The 19,897-nt window shown below is 35.8% G+C and carries 21 protein-coding genes and 1 pseudogene; 20 read left to right on the top strand and 2 right to left on the bottom strand.

What is annotated here, in order from left to right; translation table 11 throughout:
- The first annotated feature begins 1,246 nt into the window (after positions 1 to 1,246).
- The 7 genes from MD536_RS20770 to MD536_RS20740 all read left to right on the top strand — a co-directional run bounded on the left by MD536_RS20770 (position 1,247) and on the right by MD536_RS20740 (position 7,681).
- Entirely contained in the window at positions 1,247 to 1,840 is a 594-nt protein-coding gene (locus MD536_RS20770) for a hypothetical protein (RefSeq protein WP_239603725.1), read from the top strand.
- A 223-nt stretch (positions 1,841 to 2,063) separates the two neighbouring features.
- Entirely contained in the window at positions 2,064 to 2,705 is a 642-nt protein-coding gene (locus MD536_RS20765) for a hypothetical protein (protein WP_239603724.1), read from the top strand.
- A gap of 451 nt (positions 2,706 to 3,156) precedes the next feature.
- Positions 3,157 to 3,531 (top strand): hypothetical protein, encoded by a 375-nt coding sequence (locus tag MD536_RS20760; protein WP_239603723.1) that lies wholly within the window; start codon positions 3,157 to 3,159, stop codon positions 3,529 to 3,531.
- Between the two features lie 241 nt (positions 3,532 to 3,772).
- Positions 3,773 to 4,693: a tyrosine-type recombinase/integrase gene (locus MD536_RS20755; RefSeq protein ID WP_239603722.1), complete on the top strand. Its 921-nt coding sequence runs from the start codon at positions 3,773 to 3,775 to the stop codon at positions 4,691 to 4,693.
- Between the two features lie 7 nt (positions 4,694 to 4,700).
- Positions 4,701 to 5,879, top strand: a complete 1,179-nt coding sequence (locus MD536_RS20750) for an IS91 family transposase (protein ID WP_234868723.1) — start codon at positions 4,701 to 4,703, stop codon at positions 5,877 to 5,879.
- A 427-nt stretch (positions 5,880 to 6,306) separates the two neighbouring features.
- Positions 6,307 to 6,888, top strand: a complete 582-nt coding sequence (locus MD536_RS20745) for a hypothetical protein (protein ID WP_239603720.1) — start codon at positions 6,307 to 6,309, stop codon at positions 6,886 to 6,888.
- A gap of 247 nt (positions 6,889 to 7,135) precedes the next feature.
- Positions 7,136 to 7,681, top strand: coding sequence for a CPCC family cysteine-rich protein (locus tag MD536_RS20740; protein ID WP_239603718.1), 546 nt, complete (start codon positions 7,136 to 7,138; stop codon positions 7,679 to 7,681).
- A 346-nt stretch (positions 7,682 to 8,027) separates the two neighbouring features.
- On the opposite strand, the gene MD536_RS20735 is transcribed toward MD536_RS20740, so the two are convergent.
- Positions 8,028 to 9,083 (bottom strand): IS110 family RNA-guided transposase, encoded by a 1,056-nt coding sequence (locus MD536_RS20735; RefSeq protein ID WP_239603717.1) that lies wholly within the window; start codon positions 9,081 to 9,083, stop codon positions 8,028 to 8,030.
- A gap of 280 nt (positions 9,084 to 9,363) precedes the next feature.
- Here MD536_RS20735 and MD536_RS20730 point away from each other — a divergent pair, with 280 nt between their 5' ends.
- From MD536_RS20730 to MD536_RS20670, 13 genes are all read left to right on the top strand, one after another.
- Positions 9,364 to 10,434 (top strand): ligand-binding sensor domain-containing protein, encoded by a 1,071-nt coding sequence (locus MD536_RS20730; protein ID WP_239603714.1) that lies wholly within the window; start codon positions 9,364 to 9,366, stop codon positions 10,432 to 10,434.
- 184 nt (positions 10,435 to 10,618) lie between these two features.
- Positions 10,619 to 12,103, top strand: a complete 1,485-nt coding sequence (locus MD536_RS20725; protein ID WP_239603712.1) for a nitrilase-related carbon-nitrogen hydrolase — start codon at positions 10,619 to 10,621, stop codon at positions 12,101 to 12,103.
- 237 nt (positions 12,104 to 12,340) lie between these two features.
- Complete coding sequence (locus MD536_RS20720; RefSeq protein ID WP_239603710.1) at positions 12,341 to 13,075, top strand: DUF4184 family protein; 735 nt, start codon at positions 12,341 to 12,343, stop codon at positions 13,073 to 13,075.
- Between the two features lie 124 nt (positions 13,076 to 13,199).
- The gene (locus MD536_RS20715) at positions 13,200 to 13,571 is read left to right on the top strand and encodes a hypothetical protein (RefSeq protein WP_239603708.1); all 372 of its coding nucleotides are present in this window, start codon (positions 13,200 to 13,202) and stop codon (positions 13,569 to 13,571) included.
- A 179-nt stretch (positions 13,572 to 13,750) separates the two neighbouring features.
- Positions 13,751 to 14,401, top strand: a complete 651-nt coding sequence (gene hxpB, locus MD536_RS20710) for a hexitol phosphatase HxpB (protein WP_239603707.1) — start codon at positions 13,751 to 13,753, stop codon at positions 14,399 to 14,401.
- A gap of 692 nt (positions 14,402 to 15,093) precedes the next feature.
- Positions 15,094 to 15,375, top strand: coding sequence for a hypothetical protein (locus MD536_RS20705; protein ID WP_239603705.1), 282 nt, complete (start codon positions 15,094 to 15,096; stop codon positions 15,373 to 15,375).
- 8 nt (positions 15,376 to 15,383) lie between these two features.
- On the top strand, positions 15,384 to 15,692 hold the full coding sequence (locus MD536_RS20700; RefSeq protein ID WP_239603703.1) for a hypothetical protein: 309 nt from the start codon (positions 15,384 to 15,386) through the stop codon (positions 15,690 to 15,692).
- A gap of 101 nt (positions 15,693 to 15,793) precedes the next feature.
- Positions 15,794 to 16,204, top strand: coding sequence for a hypothetical protein (locus MD536_RS20695; protein WP_239603701.1), 411 nt, complete (start codon positions 15,794 to 15,796; stop codon positions 16,202 to 16,204).
- Between the two features lie 151 nt (positions 16,205 to 16,355).
- On the top strand, positions 16,356 to 17,012 hold the full coding sequence (locus MD536_RS20690) for a hypothetical protein (RefSeq protein ID WP_239603700.1): 657 nt from the start codon (positions 16,356 to 16,358) through the stop codon (positions 17,010 to 17,012).
- A gap of 13 nt (positions 17,013 to 17,025) precedes the next feature.
- Positions 17,026 to 17,646, top strand: coding sequence for a hypothetical protein (locus tag MD536_RS20685; RefSeq protein WP_239603698.1), 621 nt, complete (start codon positions 17,026 to 17,028; stop codon positions 17,644 to 17,646).
- 88 nt (positions 17,647 to 17,734) lie between these two features.
- Positions 17,735 to 18,358, top strand: coding sequence for an HNH endonuclease (locus MD536_RS20680; RefSeq protein ID WP_239603696.1), 624 nt, complete (start codon positions 17,735 to 17,737; stop codon positions 18,356 to 18,358).
- Positions 18,359 to 18,433: 75 nt separating this feature from the next.
- The gene (locus tag MD536_RS20675) at positions 18,434 to 18,808 is read left to right on the top strand and encodes a hypothetical protein (RefSeq protein WP_239603694.1); all 375 of its coding nucleotides are present in this window, start codon (positions 18,434 to 18,436) and stop codon (positions 18,806 to 18,808) included.
- A gap of 50 nt (positions 18,809 to 18,858) precedes the next feature.
- A complete protein-coding gene (locus tag MD536_RS20670) occupies positions 18,859 to 19,401 on the top strand; it encodes an O-acetyl-ADP-ribose deacetylase (RefSeq protein WP_239603691.1) in 543 nt (180 codons plus the stop codon).
- Between the two features lie 377 nt (positions 19,402 to 19,778).
- Here MD536_RS20670 and MD536_RS22300 read toward each other — a convergent pair.
- A pseudogene (locus tag MD536_RS22300) lies at positions 19,779 to 19,897 on the bottom strand (IS30 family transposase); the annotation flags it as partial.

The raw sequence follows: 19,897 nt of genomic DNA, 5'->3' as shown, positions 1-19,897 counted from the left end.
CTGAGTTGTTTGTAATTTTTTGACATAAGCAATCCAAAGATTGCACTACTCAGTCAAATGACAAAATGACCTCAAAATCATTTTGTCATTTGTTTTCAAAAATTGCACTTATCTGTTGAACTCAGCATTAGATATAGTTTACTTTCATTTATTTTTTTGATTATCCTTTCACTTGCAATATTTTCAAACGTTATCTATTCCGTCAGTAATACTAAAATGGCGAGTGATTTGCCAACTGTTATAATTTTTCTTTTGCTTTTTCTTTTACTTAGCCTTTTAGAGATCTTCTTGACAAAATCGATATTAAAACGTGCAATTGAAAACACACAACAGTCGGAAATTATAATATTGTGACAGTCCTAGAAGTAAGCACGAACGCACAACAAAGGGTTTGGCGTCAGTGGGGCGCGACGAACAAACAATCAGCTTTTAAAATATATAAACATTTGATCCGGCTGCGGAATCAAATTCAAATAAAGAATCGTAATTCAACATTAATTAATTCATGGGCAATGTTCCAGGCGGGACATCAATGATTTCCCCACCGAACGCCAAGCCCTGAACGTTGTGCGCAACCAGAACAAGCAACCCGTAACAATAAGAATGTCCATTAGAACCGCTTTACTAATTCTTGTCTTTTACAGTTGTGCTGTTACAAAGCCATCGCCACAAGATTGTAGCGGCTTTCGCACTGGCATATATATTTTAAACTTCTACAATGAAAGCGGAATGGGACATTGGAAAAAGCTGACCTATTTTGTTACCCGTGCTGACACTTTAGAGATTGTGACGTCAACTCATTTTTCACAGGACACATCAATTTTTAGGATTACCTGGACAGGACCTTGTGAATACAAATCACTTCTTCTTAATCCTAAAATAGACCTGGATAGCTTTCTACTTCAACAAAGCCCTACTGGCACAAGACATAAGATTGTGAAAGCAACAGATGACTACTTCATTGTGAAGAATTATGGAAGAAAAGATACAATTTGGAAAGCACGATGAGCCTATTGGCATGCGCACAACAGTGTATTAGCAAAAGGCAGGGCGGGACGGTAAAGGCCATCGACATTTACTCTTTAATGAGCAGTATATCAAGCTTGTATACTTTCAATTGAGCTTTTGAAATAATATTTGACCATTGAATAAAATAATCTATTGGTCGAGCGGGACGCTATCAATGGCCCTGCTTTCGCTAATACGTTAACGTTGGCTGCTACTTTAAAGCGACACCCTCAAAATTATGTGGAGACGAATTTTTGCTTACATTTTATTTGGACTTGGTTTCTTGACAGTGACTTTTTTTAGAAATTTTTCAGGAGATATAATTCCTTATCCATTTTTATTTTGGCTTTTGGGACTTATTATGTTCTGGGGAGGTTTTTTGTTTTTGCGTTATACACCTTCGACAAATGAATTAAACATTCAAAAACAGGTGAGAGATGTGATTTCTGACTTAAAAGTCAATGGCGACAAAATCAAAGTTGACTTAACTAAATGTGAACTTAAGGAACATAATTACACAGAAGAAAGAGAAAAATATGGACATAAAAATGAGCTATTGACATTAGATATAGAACGAGAAATTCAAGGATGGGATGCATTGAGTGGAGGAGCAATGCGAAATGTTGAGCAAGTACAGGTAACACAGACAGTTATTATTTATTCTTATTTAAATAATCGTACAGGACAGACCGAAAAGTTTATTAGCAGAGTAATTCCAAAAGATAAAATCACTCTAACTTTTTATCTGGACAAACAAAAGGAAACGACACTTTATGTTGACAAAACAAATCGAGAACGTTATTATTTTGACCTTGACTTTTTGACCGCTTAAACATTTACAAAGCAGCAGCCAACAGGCGGCTTGGCAATATGGTGGGGCGACGAATATATGCTCAACTTTTTGTTCGCTATTCAGCTTCAGTTCCAGCTGACGAATAACGCCATGCAACGGAATAAACAATGAACATTTAATTATAAATTTAGCAGCGGTTACGGGCTGACGATTATCAAATGCCACCACATCGCCAAGCCGTAATCGTTAGCCGCCATTCAACATGCAAGAGGAAATCGACAAACTTTTAAATGAACTTGAAGAGAAAATAAAGTCTCTTACACAACTGGCAAAAGCAAGCTTGTTGACACCCCCAGGAATTTATACGTTTGACATATTTGTAAATGGCTTACTCAATAGGTCGGTGAATCTATTGAAAGGATTTATCACACTAATGAGAGAGAAAAACTTTATAGCTGCTGCTCCTTTAGTTCGACTTCATTTGGACTCATTACTTAGATTGTATGCACCACAACTGATTGACTACAATATTGACGATTTTTCGCTTAAAGTAATTGGAGGAACTCCCATTAGAAAGTTAAAAGACAAAGACAATCAGAAAATGACAGATGCTCGTTTGGTAGAAAAAATTTCAGAGCATGAAAACTTTAATTGGATATCAAAAGTCTATGACACAGGAAACGCTTATGTTCATTACAGCGACCAATTGATATTCGCATCAATGAAAACAAAAGATGTGCAGGAAAAAATTGTAGATTTTACTGTTGGACAACATGACGAGTTTATCCCTCTGTCTGAAAAGCATGGAGCTGTGCATTGGATGCATGAAATTACAGACGGGCTAATTTTCTTGACATATTCTTGGGTGAAACAAAAAGAAAGCTACACGACGAACGGCGGCTAACAGGTGTATTTGTATTACCAGGGCGGGACATTGAAACTTCAACAGTAGATCATTGATGAACATTAGTCCAGGCTTGTCACGGTTTCAATTGGGCTTTTGGTTATAAATATGGGCATTAGTAAATAAATATTCGGCTGAGCCGGGCGGGACGTTAGTAATAACCCTGGCAACACAAATACATCAACGTTATGTGCCATACTGCCCAACAGTTTCATCAGTATTGGAGCGACAGTAAAAATGTTCTTTATCATTTAAGTTTGACTTGACCCAAAGCCCAAATCAGTTTGACATTGTTTATTTAGCTTTTGTACATTTTTATTCTTTAGTTTTTCAAACAACCTTTGAAAGGGTTGAGCTTTTGTTGAAGTCATAAGGAATCGGACATGATACACAATTTGAAAATCACTACAACCTTGACAAAATATTGCTGTCCAGCACGATCCAATACGAGATGTTTGACGAACTTAAAATAAGATTATTCGGACTTCAACCAGTTGTAAATATTTCTGACCAACTGCTTGACAAATTAATCGAAAGAGAATTCAAAAACATGTCACCTATTGTAAGGACAAAACTTGATAAGCTTGACAGTGACAGCAAAGCAGGAAAAAATAGAATTGCAGCATGTATTTTAAAGATTGCAAACAAAAACTTTGACGCTTTAGAAAAACTTATTCAAAAAGCTAACGAAGACAGCAGGGACATTTTAATGTGGGCAGAATATCCAAGGTGTAAAAAGCTTGGTTTTGAAGAGTTAGACGAGAAGCAAATGAAACAAATTTACCTTGACGACTTCATAGAGTTTTCTAATTGGGTAAAAGTGTGACAGAAGAAGTACGGCACATAACAAGTGCATTTGCAATAGCATGGCTGGACATTGGAACTTTCAGCTGCAAATCATTATTCATCTTTAGTTTCAGCATACATTACGCTTTTGGTCATTAGTTACTATCTTCAATTTCAGTTTTTTAATTTAGCATTTGTTCAGGCAGACAGGTTGCTAATGCCATGCCATCGCAAATGCGTCAACGTTGAACTAACATTGCTTCGCAATGAAAAACTGCAGGATGATTTGTAACTTTTGGTATAAAATTTATTCATCATGCAAAAAAACACTGTCGCAGTATGCGATCAACGGGCTACAACGCACATCAGATTTACTTGGCTTAGGCCACTACAGCCCTGCTACCCAGCGTAACTATTTACAGGAGCTACGGTTTTTATTCGCTTATTACCCCGATGTCAAGCCTTCTGACATTACCTATGAAATGACGCTGCAATATCTCTTTTATTTAACCAAAACGTTACAATGCAGCAGGGTTAAGGCAAAAATGGCAGCACAAAGTATGGCTTTCTTTTTCAAGCAGGTTTTGTGCAAGCCTTATCAAATACCAGGAGTGCTATATCCGGCACACAGCAATAAATTGCCTGCCGTGATGAGTACCGATGAGGTACGACAAATCATTAACAGCATCGAGAATATCAAGCACAAAACGATTATCTCTCTTGTATATAGTACCGGCATGCGCCTCAATGAAGCAGCCAATCTTAAAATGGAAGATATTGATAGTAAAACCATGCGAATAAAAGTGGTGGATGGAAAAGGAAAGAAGGATCGTTACGTGCCGCTATCCATTCAACTCTTACAAGAACTACGACTCTATTATATTCAGTATAAACCAAAAGTTTATTTGTTCAACAGCAGTAAAGGTGGCATTAAATATAGCCCTCGCTCGATACAGCACATCTTGCAACAGGCACTTATAAAGTTGGGGTTGCAGTCAAAAAATTATTCCATACATACCCTTCGCCATAGCTTTGCTACCCATCTTTTGGACAATGGTGCAGATCTACAGGTTATACAGCAGTTGATGGGGCATCACCACATCGCGCAAACGGTGCAGTATCTCCATCTCACGGATAAGCGATTTAAGACCCTTGTAAATCCATATGATCTATTGTTTGATACCGCAGGTGCAGTCAAATGATAGTATCATGCAAGAAAATAAGATAACGCTGCAGTATATCTTACACACACATGGATATACTGGACAAACAGCATACACACGCCAGGTACTGAATCAATTGGAAAGCTGCAGAACGAAAGCACTGGGGTATCATTTATATAAGTGCGATGATCAGGAATGCGGCAATCTGAAATACCAGTACCATAGCTGCCGCAACAGGCACTGCCCACAGTGTGGCGCTTTGCAGAAAAAGCAATGGGTGGAAGACAGGCAACGGGAACTTTTGCCTGTACCTTATTACCATGTAGTATTTACAATGCCTCACCAGTTAAACGCCATTGCCCTGGGAAACCGTTCGGTGCTGTTTAAGCTGTTGTTTAAAGCAGCATCAACTGTCTTGTTGCAATTTGCAAAAGATAAAAAGTATCTCGGTGCTCAGCCCGGCATACTGGCCGTATTGCACACCTGGGGCCAACAGCTCAGTTTTCATCCTCACATCCATTGTATTGTAAGTGCAGGAGGTATAATAAAGAAAAAACTGGCTGATGGAACAGAACAAACAAACTGGAGAGCGTTAAAAAGAGTGGGAGGTCAATTTTTGTTTCCGGTAAAAGCTATGTCAGAAGTGTATAGGTCGGTTTTTATAAAAGAATTGAATCACCTGGCTTCTACACAGGCCCTTGTTTTAGCAACAGAACAGCAAGAAGGATATCCTGAACTGCTGCGCCAGTTATGGAAACAGTCCTGGGTTGTATATGCGAAAAAGCCCTTTGGAGGTCCACAGCAAGTGGTAAACTATCTGGCTGCGTATACGCATAAAGTTGCACTATCCAACCAGCGACTCCTTTCTTGTAGCAGCCAGGGGGAAGTTGTATTGCGCTACAAGGACTACCGGAATGGACAGCAGAAAACCATGAGCTTATCGGCAGCAGAATTAATACGGCGATTTGAGCAGCATATTTTACCCAGAGGGTTTACGAAAATCAGGACATATGGTTATCTGGCAAATAGAGGCAGGCAAACCAATCTAAGAGCGGTAACAACAGTCTTGAAAATACCAGCGCATCCGCCTTCCTGTAAAACTCCCTGGCAGGTCCGGTTATATGAAATGTATGGAGTCCGCTACAATGAGTGTTGCTGTTGTCATAAAACGAGTATGGTGCTGTTGCAAACAACGTATAAACCAACAGAGTTGGATAGTAGTTAAAGTTCGGCAGGTGATAATATATACAGGCAAAAAGATAAATCAACTATTACTGCTCTCAGGCAGGAGGCTTCGTTTTGCAATTAACCAAAAAAAATGGCGGTTCAAACAAATAAATCACCACAAGATTTATCAGGAATTAAAAAACAGCTCGGAAAATCTCGTATGATCAAGGTGCCTGAAAGGAAAAAGAAATTATTTTTGAAGTAACACTCGAATAAAAGTCAACAACAGGACTTGCTCAACAGAATACTTTTCACCTTACACAACAACTAACAAAAAACAAACGTCAGTCAACGCAAAAGTATACCGAATGGCCCCGGCATTATTTTATATCGCCGGGGTTTTTAAGGGGGTCAGTCGTATACTTTTATAAGAGTTACCTGCAATTATGGAAAGACTCAAAATCTGCATCTAACTGCAAAAATTCATGACAAGACTTTTATTCTTTGCTATTATTCTTTCGACATTTTCTTGTAAGACAAACACAAAAAACTCCGACACGTCTACTAAAGAAATAAAAGTTTTTAAACAATTTGATTATCGAATAACAATTGATATTTGGAACGGATTCTTCGGACATGGATCAAAATTTATTTTGAACAATTCACTTATCGACAATTACGATTCTACGGATGCCAAAATCCCTTTGGCAAAACCTCTGACTTTGTATTATATATCTTTTCATTCAAAAAAGGATAGCAAAACCCAAAGCACTAGTACGCTTGTTCCTGTTGACACGACTGAAATAGCATTTTCCAAAGATCTGTCTGACACCTTATTCTTGTTGACAAAGGATTTTCTTAAAAGCATAAAATTTAATAACTATGATACCGTAGGACAGTTGACGCCTGTCATCACGGACGATTCACATGGGCTGGTTGAATTAAACTATGGTGGCAGAAAATTATCAGCAACAATAAGTAGCATACACAATCCGACAATTGCAACAAAAGAATTGGACACACTCTTAAACTTTGTTTACAAATTTCGACCTGCAAAAAAGGACTAACTGCAGGTAACATTGGGTTTTATGCAAGTTGGGCATGACCAGCAAACATCAACAAATTGCAAATCCAGGCTGTGGTACGGGCAGGACAAACAACTTTCAACTTTAGTTCTTAAATTCAACTTTATATTTTCAATCAGCAGCAGTTGTGGGCAGACGAATAACAATTCCCAACCTGCATAAAGCCCTGCTCGTTAGGCGCAATCGAGGTAACAGCTATCAAATCCGAAGTACCAGATCTTTGTACCATATGAAATATCCATGTCCCTGTTGCGGGTATAAAACTTTCGATCATCTACCAAATGGAAGCTACAATATATGTCAAGTATGCTATTGGGAGGACGATCCTATTCAACTTGAGGATCCGAACTACGAAGGAGGATCGAATCGCGTTTCACTAAAACAAGCTCAAAGGAATTTTATAAACATAGGAGCGTGTGAACCTGAAATGCGCAAATATGTAAGAAGACCTTCTCATGATGAACAAAGGGATGAAAATTGGAAGCCATTTGAGGAAGAAGTTAAATACCAATCCCTCATAATTAACTTGGAAAACATTCAATCACTGGAAGAACTTCATCAACTTTTTCAAGTTCAGTTAAACTTCCCTACTTTCTACGGTAATAATTGGGACGCTTTTTGGGACACGATAACAGGATTGATAGATTTGCCAAATCCCTTGTACATTTCTGGTATTAATCGTTTAAGAGATATCTTGCCAAGAGAAGCTGCAATCATGGAGGAAACAGTAAAATGTTATAACAAATTAGGGATATCCAAAATCGAATTTCTTTGATGCGCCTAACAAGCAGTTCCTATGTAAAGCGTTTGCCCAGGGATTGATATGGTTAAAGTTACTACATAATAATATTTTACAGGCTGTCATTTATTGATTTTCTGATGCAGCTTGACATTTAACGGAAGTTGCAAAATCAATAAATGAGAGCGTGGATTCCTTTTCAATAATTTCTTTAAGCTCCGGCTCCTATGTGTAGTTACTTACCTGAAGCACTACCTTCATCTATTTGGTTATAAAGAATATGAGCCGCTACCAGCTTGGCGATGTAGTTCTGCAAAGAGACTACCCTGCTCGTTTTGTAGTCAACTCATGAATTTGTTTGAGCTTTAAAGAGGTTATACGTCTATGCACTAAATCCAAGCTGATAAGGCTTGCCTGATTTAATTACACTAAGAATTCTGCGGCACATTTTGTGGGCGACTTTCACAATAACAGATTTTGGATTTTTGCCGACGTGTTTTCTATAGAAGGCTTGAATTCCGGGATCCAATCGGATGGCAATCCAGGCGGATTCAATCAAATAGCTTCTAAGCAAGGCTTTACACCTTGGGGTAACGCCCATATAATTATTGGTTTCGCTACTTTGGTGTATTCCAGGTACCAGTCCGATGCAGTTGGCAAATTGGCGTTCGTTGTTGAATCGCCGAATATCACCCAGTTCAGCAAGGATAGCTGCCGATAGGATTCCGCCGATTCCTGGAATTGACTTTAAGAGATAATAGTCGGTGGTATGAACTTTTCGGCAGTAAGCACGTAATTCGTTACTGGTAAGTAGAATTTCTTGGTCCAGCAATTTGTAGATGCGCAGTTTGCTATGCAGGCATTGAAAGCCTGTTATATGCGACCAGGGGATTTGAAAGAGCCATTGCTGGAAATTTTTGCTCCAGTTGGGATTGTCAAATTCAGGAGGTATGACAATACCGTGAAAGAGCAAAAGTCCTTTGATGTTGGATTTTACCTTTCGGTGTTGTTTGACCAGTTGGTTTCTCTGGCGGAGTAAACTGCGCAGTTGTTCCTGGTCTTCAGTGGGGATATAAATGGGTTTTAGTTGGCCGAGTTGCAACTGTTTGGCGAGGTTTCTGCAATCAATCTTGTCGGTTTTCTGATAAAGTTGTTTATCCATATGTGGGATATCAGCTGGATTGACAACAGTTACCGACCATCCTAGGTTCAGGAATTCCCTGGCGGCGGAAAAGCCACAGCAACCCGCCTCGTATGAGAGCTGGACCTGGTGATCAGGAAAATGTTTAAACACGTAATTAGCCAGAATTTCCGGATCGGGGGGTAAGCTAAAGCCTTTATGATCTGAAATGTCAGTTCGAAGGTGGGCCTGCCAACTTTTTTTGTGTACATCTAAGCCAATAAATAACTTCGGTGTAGCGATCATTTGAGACTGCATAGTTCGAAATTTTAGTGGGTAATGAATACTTATACCACATCAAAAATTGGGCAGCTTAATTGATCGCTTTTACATAGATGCTTGGCGCTAGTGGGGTGGACGGGTAAAAGATCATTGGAAGTAAAGAACCAATCAATAGTTTCAGCGGAAGTGCAGTAAGGACTTTGGTAAATATATTTGAACTATAGATTAATAATCAGCGGTAGTACGCGTGGACAAACATGAATCCCCCACCAGCGCCAAGCTGCCACCGTTGGGCGTTATATCATAAAAACCTGAAATGGACAAAAAAATTAAATTGATTTACCTAATACTCATATTGACACTTAACTTTTCTTGCTTTGAAAAGAAATCACTAGAAAAAGAAACTAACAAACCTGAATTGGTTGCAACTTCAAAAGCTGACACTTTAAAATTTACTTCTGGAGTACGTGCTATCTTTCAGGACAGTAAAGGCAATTATTGGTTTGGCAGTCATAATGAAGGTGTAAGTTTTTATAATGGAAATTCATTTGAATACTTTACAGCAAATGAAGGTTTATCCGACAATCAAATCCGTTCAATCCAAGAGGACAAAAATGGGAAAATTTGGTTTGGAACTGCAAGAGGTGTTAGTGTGTATGACAAAGGAAAGTTTACTAATTATCCATTTATAAATAACAACCCAATATTTGATTGGAATAAAACCAATGGAGATTTATGGTTTAATGCAGGTGCAGAAGACGGAATAAATCGTTTTGACGGAATAAATATGAACCATTTGATTTTCCCAAAACCCAAAAATAAAAATGCTGATAATGCTGACAATACTTACGGTGTTACGGGTATATCAAAAGATAAAGATGGTAAAATTTGGATTGCTACTTATGCAGCGCTATTTAACTATGATGGTAAAATTGTAAAAATCTTTGATAAAGAAAATTTAAACTTAAAAGTTAATGAGCGTTTACATATAAGAAGTGTATTAGCAGATTCAAAAGGACGAATTTGGATAGGAAATAATGGAATTGGTGTTTTACTTATGGAAGGCAATTCAACAATTAATTTTTCTGAAAAGCATCACTTAATTCATCCAACAAGTAAAAGAAATGGAAATAAATCAGAACCAGGCACATTGGAACACCCTTTTGCTATTGAAGAAGATTCAGAAGGCAATATTTGGTTTGGAGATTTATATACAGGAGCTTGGAAATATGATGGTAAAACTTTGACAAACTATTCAATTAGTGACAAACTATCTAACCCAATGATTTGGACAATTTATAAAGACAACAAAAACAATTTGCTTTTTGGAATAGCAGACGGAAATATATTTAGGTTTAACGGAAATACATTTGAAAAGCAATTTTAGAAATACGAACGCACAACATCGGTTTGGCAATATGGCGGCTGAAGTGCTTCTATGAAACATTTACGCAAGGTTCAATGGCAGTAATTCTATTGAACTTTTGTGCTAAAATTCCGCCAAATCGCCAAGCCCAAAAAAACGTTAGTGGCAATGGCATTAACGGTACTACTTTAAACTATCGAATACTATGATTGATTTTCAAGACAAAATTCCAAGAACAATAACCATATTTACGCTTCTTTTATTTGGAGCCATTTTCCTTTATTTAAGTAATGGAACAAAATTCTTTTCTATTGCAACTTGGTTATTTTCAATACCGTTTATAATAGTTTCAAGGAGAGAGAAAGGAATATTTTCTTTCTTAGTTATTCCTTTAATCTTCGGGATAATTAGTCAATTATCATTCTGGAAATTTACATATGACAATACTCAAAGTTTTCTATTTTATATACCATTTTTAGCTGGAATCTATTACGGGTGTGTATTTTACATTGATGCAATTATTTATCAAAATATTAAAGGATTTACTGCAACATTAATTTTCCCTCTTGCTTACACTTCATTTGAGTTTTTACTTAGTCTTTTTAATCCCTTTGGGACAGCCGGACTTTTAGGGTATACACAATTAGATTTCTTAGCTTTTTCACAGCTAGCTTCCTTGACTGGAATGTGGGGAATGACTTTTATGATAACTTGGTTTGGTTCTGTTATATGCTGGTTGTTTGACAATCGTTTTAAATGGAAAAAAAGATTTATAGGTGGACTTATATATTTTTCCTTGCTTGCATCAATATTGGTTTATGGAGTTGTGAGAATCAATATGCCATTGCAGAACAGCTTTGTGAGAATTTCAGGAATTCATACACATGATAAGGTTGTAGAAGGAGAGAAAATGAATTTTGTACTCAGTAAAAAAGACACGACACGGTTTAAAGAAATTTCAAATTCAATCATTAGTCGGCTAATTAAAGAAACAAAAGAAGAAGCAAAAAACAAATCTAAAATTATAGTTTGGAGTGAAATATCAACCTTAATCTTAGACAAGGATGAAGATAGTTTGGTCAATGTATTTAGAACACTTGCAAAAGAAGAAAAAATATATTTATTAACGAACCCATTTTCAATAGGTACTAATGCTGCTATTTCAGAAAATAAAATATTATTTTTTTCACCCAAAGGTGAGTTATTATCCAAACACATTAAATATGGCGGCAATTTTATGGAAGGCACTTTGGAAGGAAACAAAACAATTAACACAAATGTGACCTTATATGGTAATTTGGCTTCTTTAATTTGTTGGGACGCAGATTTTCCATCAATTGTAAAGCAGATTGGAAAATCTAATGCCGATGTTTTATTGATACCTGCGTCAAATTGGAAAGAGATTTCCCCGTTACATACAAATGTTGCTGTTTTTAGGGGAATTGAGAATGGTTGTTCTATAGTTCGTCAAACAAGAAATGGACTTTCAATTATCACAGATCCAAGGGGAAAAATCATTTCGCAGATGGATCATTTTGCCACTAATTCATGGATTATGTCTGGAGATGTTCCGAATAGAAAAATCTGGACTTTGTATCCTCTCATTGGAGACATATTTGGATGGTTAGCAATTGTCGGGCTTGTATGTTTGTTACTCTATTCATTTATTAAATCAAAATCGACACTCTAATTCAAAGCCAGACGGAACAAAAGTCAACATCAAGTTTGACAAGTGAACAAGCGGCGTACAACATGGGGTTTTGTGCAAGTGGGGCACGACGTTTTCACTTCAGCTAGAGAATAAACAATGAACATTTATATATAAATTGAGCAGCGACTATGGGCAGACGGAATGCTAGTTCCCCACCTGAACAAAGCCCTATTCATTAGCTACCATTGAGATCCTATAAATTCAAGCACTCTTTTAATGCCATTTACATTTGCCCATCCTGCTATTGTACTGCCATTGACAAAACTACCTGTTAAGTGGTTTTCGTTAACCGGACTAATAGTTGGAAGTATTGTTCCAGACTTTGAATATTTTTTTCGGATGCGAGTTAAAAGTACTTATAGTCATACAATTGGAGGTGTTTTCTGGTTTGATTTACCAATTGCCATTATAATTTCGTTTCTATTTCATCTAATCGTAAGAGACAGTCTATTTAAAAACTTGCCTATATTTTTGAGAAAGAGACTTACTACATTTACTAAGTTCAATTGGTTAGCATATTTTGCCGATAATTGGCCTGTTGTATTGCTCTCAATATTAATTGGTATATTTTCGCATATCCTATGGGAAAATCTTACCCATGATAATGGCTATATTGTTGAAAGAATCACACTGTTTAAGAATGAGATTTTTTTCAATGATATACCTATACCATTATTTAAAGTTTTTCAACATTTAAGTACACTTCTTGGAGGATTATATATTTATTACTATTTATGGACAATTCCTGAAACTTCCAATGAAGTAAGACAAGCAAAATATACTTACTGGGTTGTTTTCAGCGTATTAACCTGTTTAATATTTTTTTTAAGAGTTATCCAAGGGTTGGAGGTGAGGCAGTATGGAAACTTAATTGTAACTATTATATCTGCTACTTTATTAGCTTTTACTTTGACACCTATTTTGACAAAAAAGTGGAACAACGGCAGATAACAGAGAAGTTTGGCACTAGTGGGGCGGACGGAATACAAATTCCCCACCATCGCCAAGCTGCCGCCGTTGGTGGCAATTAAATTCAAAATTCATTCAATTCATTAATCTAAATAGACACTATCTTATGAAAAAAGCAATTGGAATTATACTATTCTTATTTTTAAATAAATATTCCTTTGGACAGACACATTCAATCGTTGGAGCATGGTTTTGGTCTGACTCAACAAAACAGACATCCATTTTTTTTAAACAAGACGGAAGCATACAAATGCATTCCGGTTCTAAAGGCGGAGAAATCCTAACTAAAAATCTAAGAAATGGAACTTATATACTGACATCAAAAATGTTGAAAATAAAATGGGTTGACAATACCGAAGAGAAAATTAAAATTAATTTTGTAGACAAACATAGTTTTGTTTTAACAGTAGGTGACAAAAACAAAAAAACTGAACAGACCTTTAGACGTGTGGTCGACGAAGAAGTTATCGAAGAATAATAACCATAATATTTATCAGCTTAAGTTCCAGCTGACGAAATACCATCAGCTTTTGTACATAAATTCATCAACATAATTTAAATCAGCAGCGATTGTTGGCAGACGTAATTCTAATTCCCAACCTGCATAAAGCCCTGTTCGTTCTTGGTAAGATGTAAAGACACCCAACAAATTAACAAATGAACATAAAACACAAAGCTGTAATATTTGACATGGACGGAGTAATTATAGACTCAGAAAGACTATGGAAACAAGCAGAGAAAGAAATCTTTTCTTCCTTAGGGGTAATGGTAACCGATGAATATTCCGAAATAACAAAATCAATGACAACTTCAGATGTCACAGGATTTTGGTTTGACAAATTTCCTTGGCAAAATGTAAGTTTGGACAATGCGGAACAAATGGTTATATCAAGAGTTACACAACTAATTGACACAGAAAACTGTGAAATAAATGGCGTGAAAGAGTTTATAGAAAATCTTAAAGCCAGGAACTATAAAATTGGAATGGCGACAAATTCCCCCAATAGTATTATACCAACTGTTTTAAATAAAATAGATGCATTACACCTTTTTGACACAATTTCGTCAGCAGAATTTGAAGCCAATGGAAAACCAGATCCCGCTATCTATTTAACTACAGCTAAAAAACTCAGTGTTAATGCAATAAACTGTGTAGCAATAGAGGATTCATATTCTGGTATGTTAGCCGCCAAAAAAGCGGGTATGAAAGTTGTCGCTTTTACTAATGGCAATACGGAAATAAATTTTGACATTGCAGACTATAAAATTGACTGGTTTAAAGACTTTGATATTAACCAACTTAACTAACCTGCCGCTAACATCGTATTAGCAATAGTGGGGCTGACAGATGTAAAACGTTAGCTGAAAAGATTATAACATAATACTTCAGATAGATATGAAAAGACTTTTTCCCATAATCCTAATTGTAATAGTAATTGGGACACGCTCATTTGGGCAAAATACATTTCCTAATCTTGACACAAACTCACTTGTAAATCGAAACTTCAAATTAGATAAATTAAATAAGCCTTATACTTTGATAATTTACGGTGGCGTAGGTTGTAGCTATTCGAAGTATCTAATAGAAAATTTAGATGTGTTTTCAGAATGTAAAGATAAATGCGACATTATACTAATAATGGACCAAGCAAAAGACAGCATCAATAAGCATATGCCCACTATAATTGAGAAATATCCAACATTTACAAATACCATCTTGCAATATCGACTCAGAAAAAAATCTGACATTTTCCCTCAGCTATTATTGTTTAAAAATAAAGTACAAATTGACCATTTCATTGGAATCAAAGAAGGTATGTTAAGCAGGACAAAAAAACTAATTGTTGAGGATAAATAAATTGGCCAGGTGAATTATGACGATCAGAAATAAATATTTAAATATTGGCCTTGTTGAAACATTTAAGATTGAATTCAAACGTTGACAAGACATTAATTAGTCCAATCCGTAAACTTTAGCAGACATTAGAACAGAAACAGTTATGACAATAAACTTTTTTTCAGATCCCAAAAACAATGCTCATGCGAAAGCAAAAAGCCTAATGCAGGAAGATTTCTTCTGGAGCCCAATCGATGAAGCCGGACCGTTTGGAAGCGACTCTGGAGCCGATGCCGCAGAAGGCTTTAACAGATGGCGGAAACATAATCAAAACCTAAGTCCTATCAAATATCTTAATGATCTTTTAATTAATTGGGGTATGCCCCTTTTGGACTGGAATGAGTTAGATGAAAGAAACATATATCTGGCCAGGTTGATCAGTTAAGAGAAGCAATGAAAAACTCACCTAATAATTTTGCCAATGATCCAACCGATCAGTACTTACAAGATATTATTCTTCAATCGTCGGGAAGAATGGGCGACATCTATTTGTTACAGATGGATAATGCGATTATAGGTACTGGTTTCGCACAGTTTGTGATGGAAGGAAAAATTGATGAAGATTTGCAATACCTAACTCTAACAGCGTTGAAGAGACAACTTTTACCCGTGCTGATAAATCGATATAGCGCCAATCATCAGGAAATAAGAAAGCTAGTACTTGGTAAACTCCTGAATGTTATTGAACAGGCAAATCTCTGACTCCAGAGGTCAAGTAACCACTAATGCGACCAGTCTTAATTATCATTGTTCTTATTCTGACAACACCAGCCAGCTCGTGCTTTTGTCAGACATACAAAACATTGCATAAAGCTGAAATAACCAAAAACGACAGTTATGAAATAAAAAGTATGTCAGGCTGTTGTGGTTGTAAAGCTATTCTATACAATGTTATTAGGGATAGTCGAATCATAGAACAGTTTGTGGTTGAAACCTACTGTGGCATATTTAATCCAACAAAGCACCTGTTTACCTTAGACAGAAAAGGGCGGGTAATAAAAATAAAATCGTTTGTTGCGGTCACAGATAGCTCTTTTACTCTACCTACGACAGACATTGATAAAAAGGCCTTCCTTAAACTAGATAGTATTTACAAAGAATGGATAGGCTTAAATAAAAGGCAGATAAAATTTGCGGACATAACTGGTTTCAGGGAGAATGGTCAAACTCATATGCCTTTGGGTGTGAAGCTTGCGAAAGTTACCACAAAATAGTAGGGCATTTACCAACATCATACCAGAATACTGAAATAGCTCCCTACATAACTGGACTGAATGTAAAAATCAGTTTAGTACATTAAATTTAGGGTATCAAACAAAAGACATCAACGGATTCTTTTCGGAGAGATACTAAGCACTTTGACTAATGCCAAATTTGACAAACTTATATACCAAATGGGCGCTTCCACCAGAACGGGATTTTGGATGGAAAATGAAAACATTAGCCTCAGCCAAAACAAATTTTTTAATAGATAAAAATAACGTCTTTCATTTAACAATTGAACACGACATCCTACGCGGTGTCACACCGAAAATGCTCTGTTGGTGGTTCCAAAATATAGACGGTGAAATGACTTATCAAGGAAAAACATACCCGAAATACCTGGTTTGGCATCCAAAAGATCATATACATTGGAGTTTGACAAAATCTTCAGCAAATAAGAAAATCGAACCAGGTTCATATTTTAGAATTGTTGAAGCATTCGACCGAAATATGAAATTCTTAATTGATAGTATAGAACTAGTTGAAAAACTTGATGAAACAGGAATACGATTAACAAGAAAGATTGGGAAAATTGAAGTATTTTCTCTTCAACACGATTTTATCAAGGATGGGAACAATACGATTTATAAATCAAAAATGATCATTGGAACAAGTAACGCATTTTGGAGTACTATCTTTAATTCGTATGTCAGACCTCATTTTTTTACTCACGAAATGGGAACAGCCTGGCTGAAACACAACATTGAAGAAGTTGGAAATTTTGAATTCTTTTTGCCAGATCTATATGATAACAATTAAATTCTAATACCGAATGCGCAAATATTCAGTCCTACTATGCGTGCTCATAACTACTATTTTTTTGCTGATAGCGACCTTTCTCTATCCAGGTGGATCAATCCTTGACAAAAATTCAGTAGGGTTTACCTGGTCAAAGAATTTCTTCAGTAATTTATTTTTACCTAAGGCTCTAAATGGTTCAGATAACCCATCAAGAATTTGGGCATTTATCGGAATGGTATTCCATTCAATCGGGTATGGTATTTTCTTTATGCATACTGCGCGTAAGATACCCCATAAACATACCAAGTTGGTTTTAAAATCAGTGGGTATTGCCAACATGGTTTTTACCTTTCTAATAGCTACCCCTTTGCATGACCTTATGGTAACAATCTCGAGTACACTTACCATGCTTGGCTTATTTTACATTACAGTATTTATACTAAGGACAAAACTCCATTGGTTGAAGTTTTTTTGTATTGCGAGTATGCTTCTATTCTATTTGACCTTGTTCTTGTATGGGGCGGGAGATTGGGGATTGTTGGCCGTAATGCAAAAGGTTACTTTTATCTGTTTTATGTTATTGGTTTTGGCAATTGAGTATTTCACAAAAAGCGAAGACTTTCAACAGAAGAGCAGAACAGCTTATCAATAATTAAAAGACCTCTGATCAGATGAATCTAACAATGCGAACATTAGAAATGGCCATTTTAACGAAAACCCATTCTTGTTGGCTAAAATAAATGAAACCTTTTCAACTAATACTTTTAATTAGCTTTCCTTTCCTTTGTTTTGGACAGGATATACTAAATTTCGATACTACGATAAATAGTACTCCACTTACTACAGTAGATACTGTTATTTCAGACTCCATTCAGACTTCAATTACAATTGTTCCAAAGAAAAGTAAAAATATCAGGAAACGAATACAAAAGCAGCAGTCAAAATTAGACACAGCAAAAGTCATTGAACAAAATATTGCAACTACTATACGCAAAGATGAGAACAATAATTCAAACATCCGCTTTTTGTTGATAATTGCATTACTAATTATCATAGTAGCATATTTTTATCGATATAAAACAAACGTAAAGCAGCCGGACAAAATATACGATGACGAAATTTCTGATTATGTTAAGAGACTTACCTTAACTCGAAGAGAGTATTACAGAAATGTTTACCTAAAATCAGCAGCCTGGAAAAGAAAACGGTATCTCGTTTTGAAACGAGACAAATGGACATGTGTATATTGTGGTGGTCGTGCCACACAAGTTCATCATTTAAAATATGCAAAAAGAAACATTGGCAAAGAACCCATCGATTGGTTGGTTTCAATTTGTGGACCATGCCATGATTCAAAGCATTGATATCTGAATACCTGCGACCAAGATGGGATTTAAATATTGAAAGATTTAAATCAAACTTTTAGCAAAATAGCAATCATGGGATTATTTCAAAATATTGATTTTAAGTTGATTAATTTTTCAAATAATATTGGAGCGCAACTATCCAGAGATCGACCTGAATATCCCGAGGAACTTAAAATATTCGAAGAACGCAGAATTGATTGGATTGATGATGGCATAAATAAGGCAATTATCATTCAACCAGATTTTGAAATCAATGGAGTTAACAAAGAGAGTTGGAATTTTATTCTTTTTGCGTGGTATAACGATGCCAATTCAGTAGATATACCCAGATGGATTGAAATATTAATAAGCAAAAAGAATTTTAATTTTATTGAATCACAAATTGATAAACTGCTGGAGGAAGCAATATTTAAATTAAATAATATTGAAAAGATCAATTTAAAATAATTATATAAAATATATACTTTGAACAAAATTAACACAGCTGAAAAAACACCATGAAAACAAATTTTAAAATTATTCACGGAGACATAACTAAGGTTAAAGTTGACGCCATTGTTAATGCAGCGAATACATCTTTACTTGGTGGAGGCGGTGTTGATGGCGCAATTCATAGAGCAGGAGGACCTGAAATACTTGAAGATTGCAGGAAAATAATTGCAAAACAAGGAGGCTGTAAGGTTGGTCAGGCTGTTATTACTACAGGTGGACTATTACCTGCTTCTTATGTAATTCATACAGTTGGACCTGTTTGGAATGGAGGGGCAAATAAAGAGACTGAACGATTGGCAAATTGCTACAAAAATTCCCTAGAATTAGCTGTTTCATACAATTGCACATCTATCGCATTCCCCAATATAAGTACCGGTATTTATAAATTTCCAAAGGAATTAGCTGCTAATATTGCGATAAAAACTGTATTTGAATTTATAAACCAGAATTCTACACTTGAAACAATTGTTTTCGTTTGCTTTGACCTGGAGAATATGAAACACATTGAGCAACAATTCGAATTAATTAAATCTTCAGAGAATATATAATTATTGCATAACAACAATTGAAATATCAAAGCACAGCAGTCGAAACTAAGTTTGTAATTTTTAATTTTTAATTATTGGTATTGTTAGAAATCAAGTAATCATATACAAAACCAAATAATGAAGACAATAATATACGTACCACTTTTAACTATAATTCTTACATTCTGAGTTAATCTACATACAAGCAAAAGTGATACAACCGAAATGTTTGACAATTTCAATGAAAAAAATCAATCCTACTTTAATTCAGCAGACAGACATATTGCAGGTATTAAAGATAGTTTAGTAAGGGACAAAATAAAAACTCTTGTATCCGCTCAACTATCAAAATACAATTCCAAAATTGCTAAACATAAGGAACTTTTAAAATTCTAAGTTCAAGTAATTAGTGCAATTTTCTGTTGTAGCACTTGGTTAGGTGTTTTATAATTAAATTTTCGAACTGGTCTGTTATTTAGCAATGTTTCCACTGTTTTTATTTCTTCATTTGTCACGT

It is taken from the genome of Flavihumibacter cheonanensis (assembly GCF_022352215.1).
GTDB classification, from domain to species: domain Bacteria; phylum Bacteroidota; class Bacteroidia; order Chitinophagales; family Chitinophagaceae; genus Flavihumibacter; species Flavihumibacter cheonanensis.
This window is presented reverse-complemented; position numbering and strand designations above follow the sequence as displayed.

Bases quoted from the DNA above. Each gene is read 5' to 3' on its own strand.
- MD536_RS20735 (WP_239603717.1), bottom strand. From the start codon at position 9,083: ATGCAGTCTCAAATGATCGCTACACCGAAGTTATTTATTGGCTTAGAT.
- hxpB (WP_239603707.1), top strand. From the start codon at position 13,751: ATGAACATAAAACACAAAGCTGTAATATTTGACATGGACGGAGTAATT.
- MD536_RS20740 (WP_239603718.1), top strand. From the start codon at position 7,136: ATGAAATATCCATGTCCCTGTTGCGGGTATAAAACTTTCGATCATCTA.
- MD536_RS20685 (WP_239603698.1), top strand. From the start codon at position 17,026: ATGCGCAAATATTCAGTCCTACTATGCGTGCTCATAACTACTATTTTT.
- MD536_RS20725 (WP_239603712.1), top strand. From the start codon at position 10,619: ATGATTGATTTTCAAGACAAAATTCCAAGAACAATAACCATATTTACG.
- MD536_RS20760 (WP_239603723.1), top strand. From the start codon at position 3,157: ATGTTTGACGAACTTAAAATAAGATTATTCGGACTTCAACCAGTTGTA.
- MD536_RS20715 (WP_239603708.1), top strand. From the start codon at position 13,200: ATGAAAAAAGCAATTGGAATTATACTATTCTTATTTTTAAATAAATAT.
- MD536_RS20770 (WP_239603725.1), top strand. From the start codon at position 1,247: ATGTGGAGACGAATTTTTGCTTACATTTTATTTGGACTTGGTTTCTTG.
- MD536_RS20680 (WP_239603696.1), top strand. From the start codon at position 17,735: ATGAAACCTTTTCAACTAATACTTTTAATTAGCTTTCCTTTCCTTTGT.
- MD536_RS20700 (WP_239603703.1), top strand. From the start codon at position 15,384: ATGAAAAACTCACCTAATAATTTTGCCAATGATCCAACCGATCAGTAC.
- MD536_RS20670 (WP_239603691.1), top strand. From the start codon at position 18,859: ATGAAAACAAATTTTAAAATTATTCACGGAGACATAACTAAGGTTAAA.
- MD536_RS20765 (WP_239603724.1), top strand. From the start codon at position 2,064: ATGCAAGAGGAAATCGACAAACTTTTAAATGAACTTGAAGAGAAAATA.
- MD536_RS20675 (WP_239603694.1), top strand. From the start codon at position 18,434: ATGGGATTATTTCAAAATATTGATTTTAAGTTGATTAATTTTTCAAAT.
- MD536_RS20755 (WP_239603722.1), top strand. From the start codon at position 3,773: ATGATTTGTAACTTTTGGTATAAAATTTATTCATCATGCAAAAAAACA.
- MD536_RS20750 (WP_234868723.1), top strand. From the start codon at position 4,701: ATGCAAGAAAATAAGATAACGCTGCAGTATATCTTACACACACATGGA.
- MD536_RS20690 (WP_239603700.1), top strand. From the start codon at position 16,356: ATGCCAAATTTGACAAACTTATATACCAAATGGGCGCTTCCACCAGAA.
- MD536_RS20745 (WP_239603720.1), top strand. From the start codon at position 6,307: ATGACAAGACTTTTATTCTTTGCTATTATTCTTTCGACATTTTCTTGT.
- MD536_RS20705 (WP_239603705.1), top strand. From the start codon at position 15,094: ATGACAATAAACTTTTTTTCAGATCCCAAAAACAATGCTCATGCGAAA.
- MD536_RS20730 (WP_239603714.1), top strand. From the start codon at position 9,364: ATGGACAAAAAAATTAAATTGATTTACCTAATACTCATATTGACACTT.
- MD536_RS20720 (WP_239603710.1), top strand. From the start codon at position 12,341: ATGCCATTTACATTTGCCCATCCTGCTATTGTACTGCCATTGACAAAA.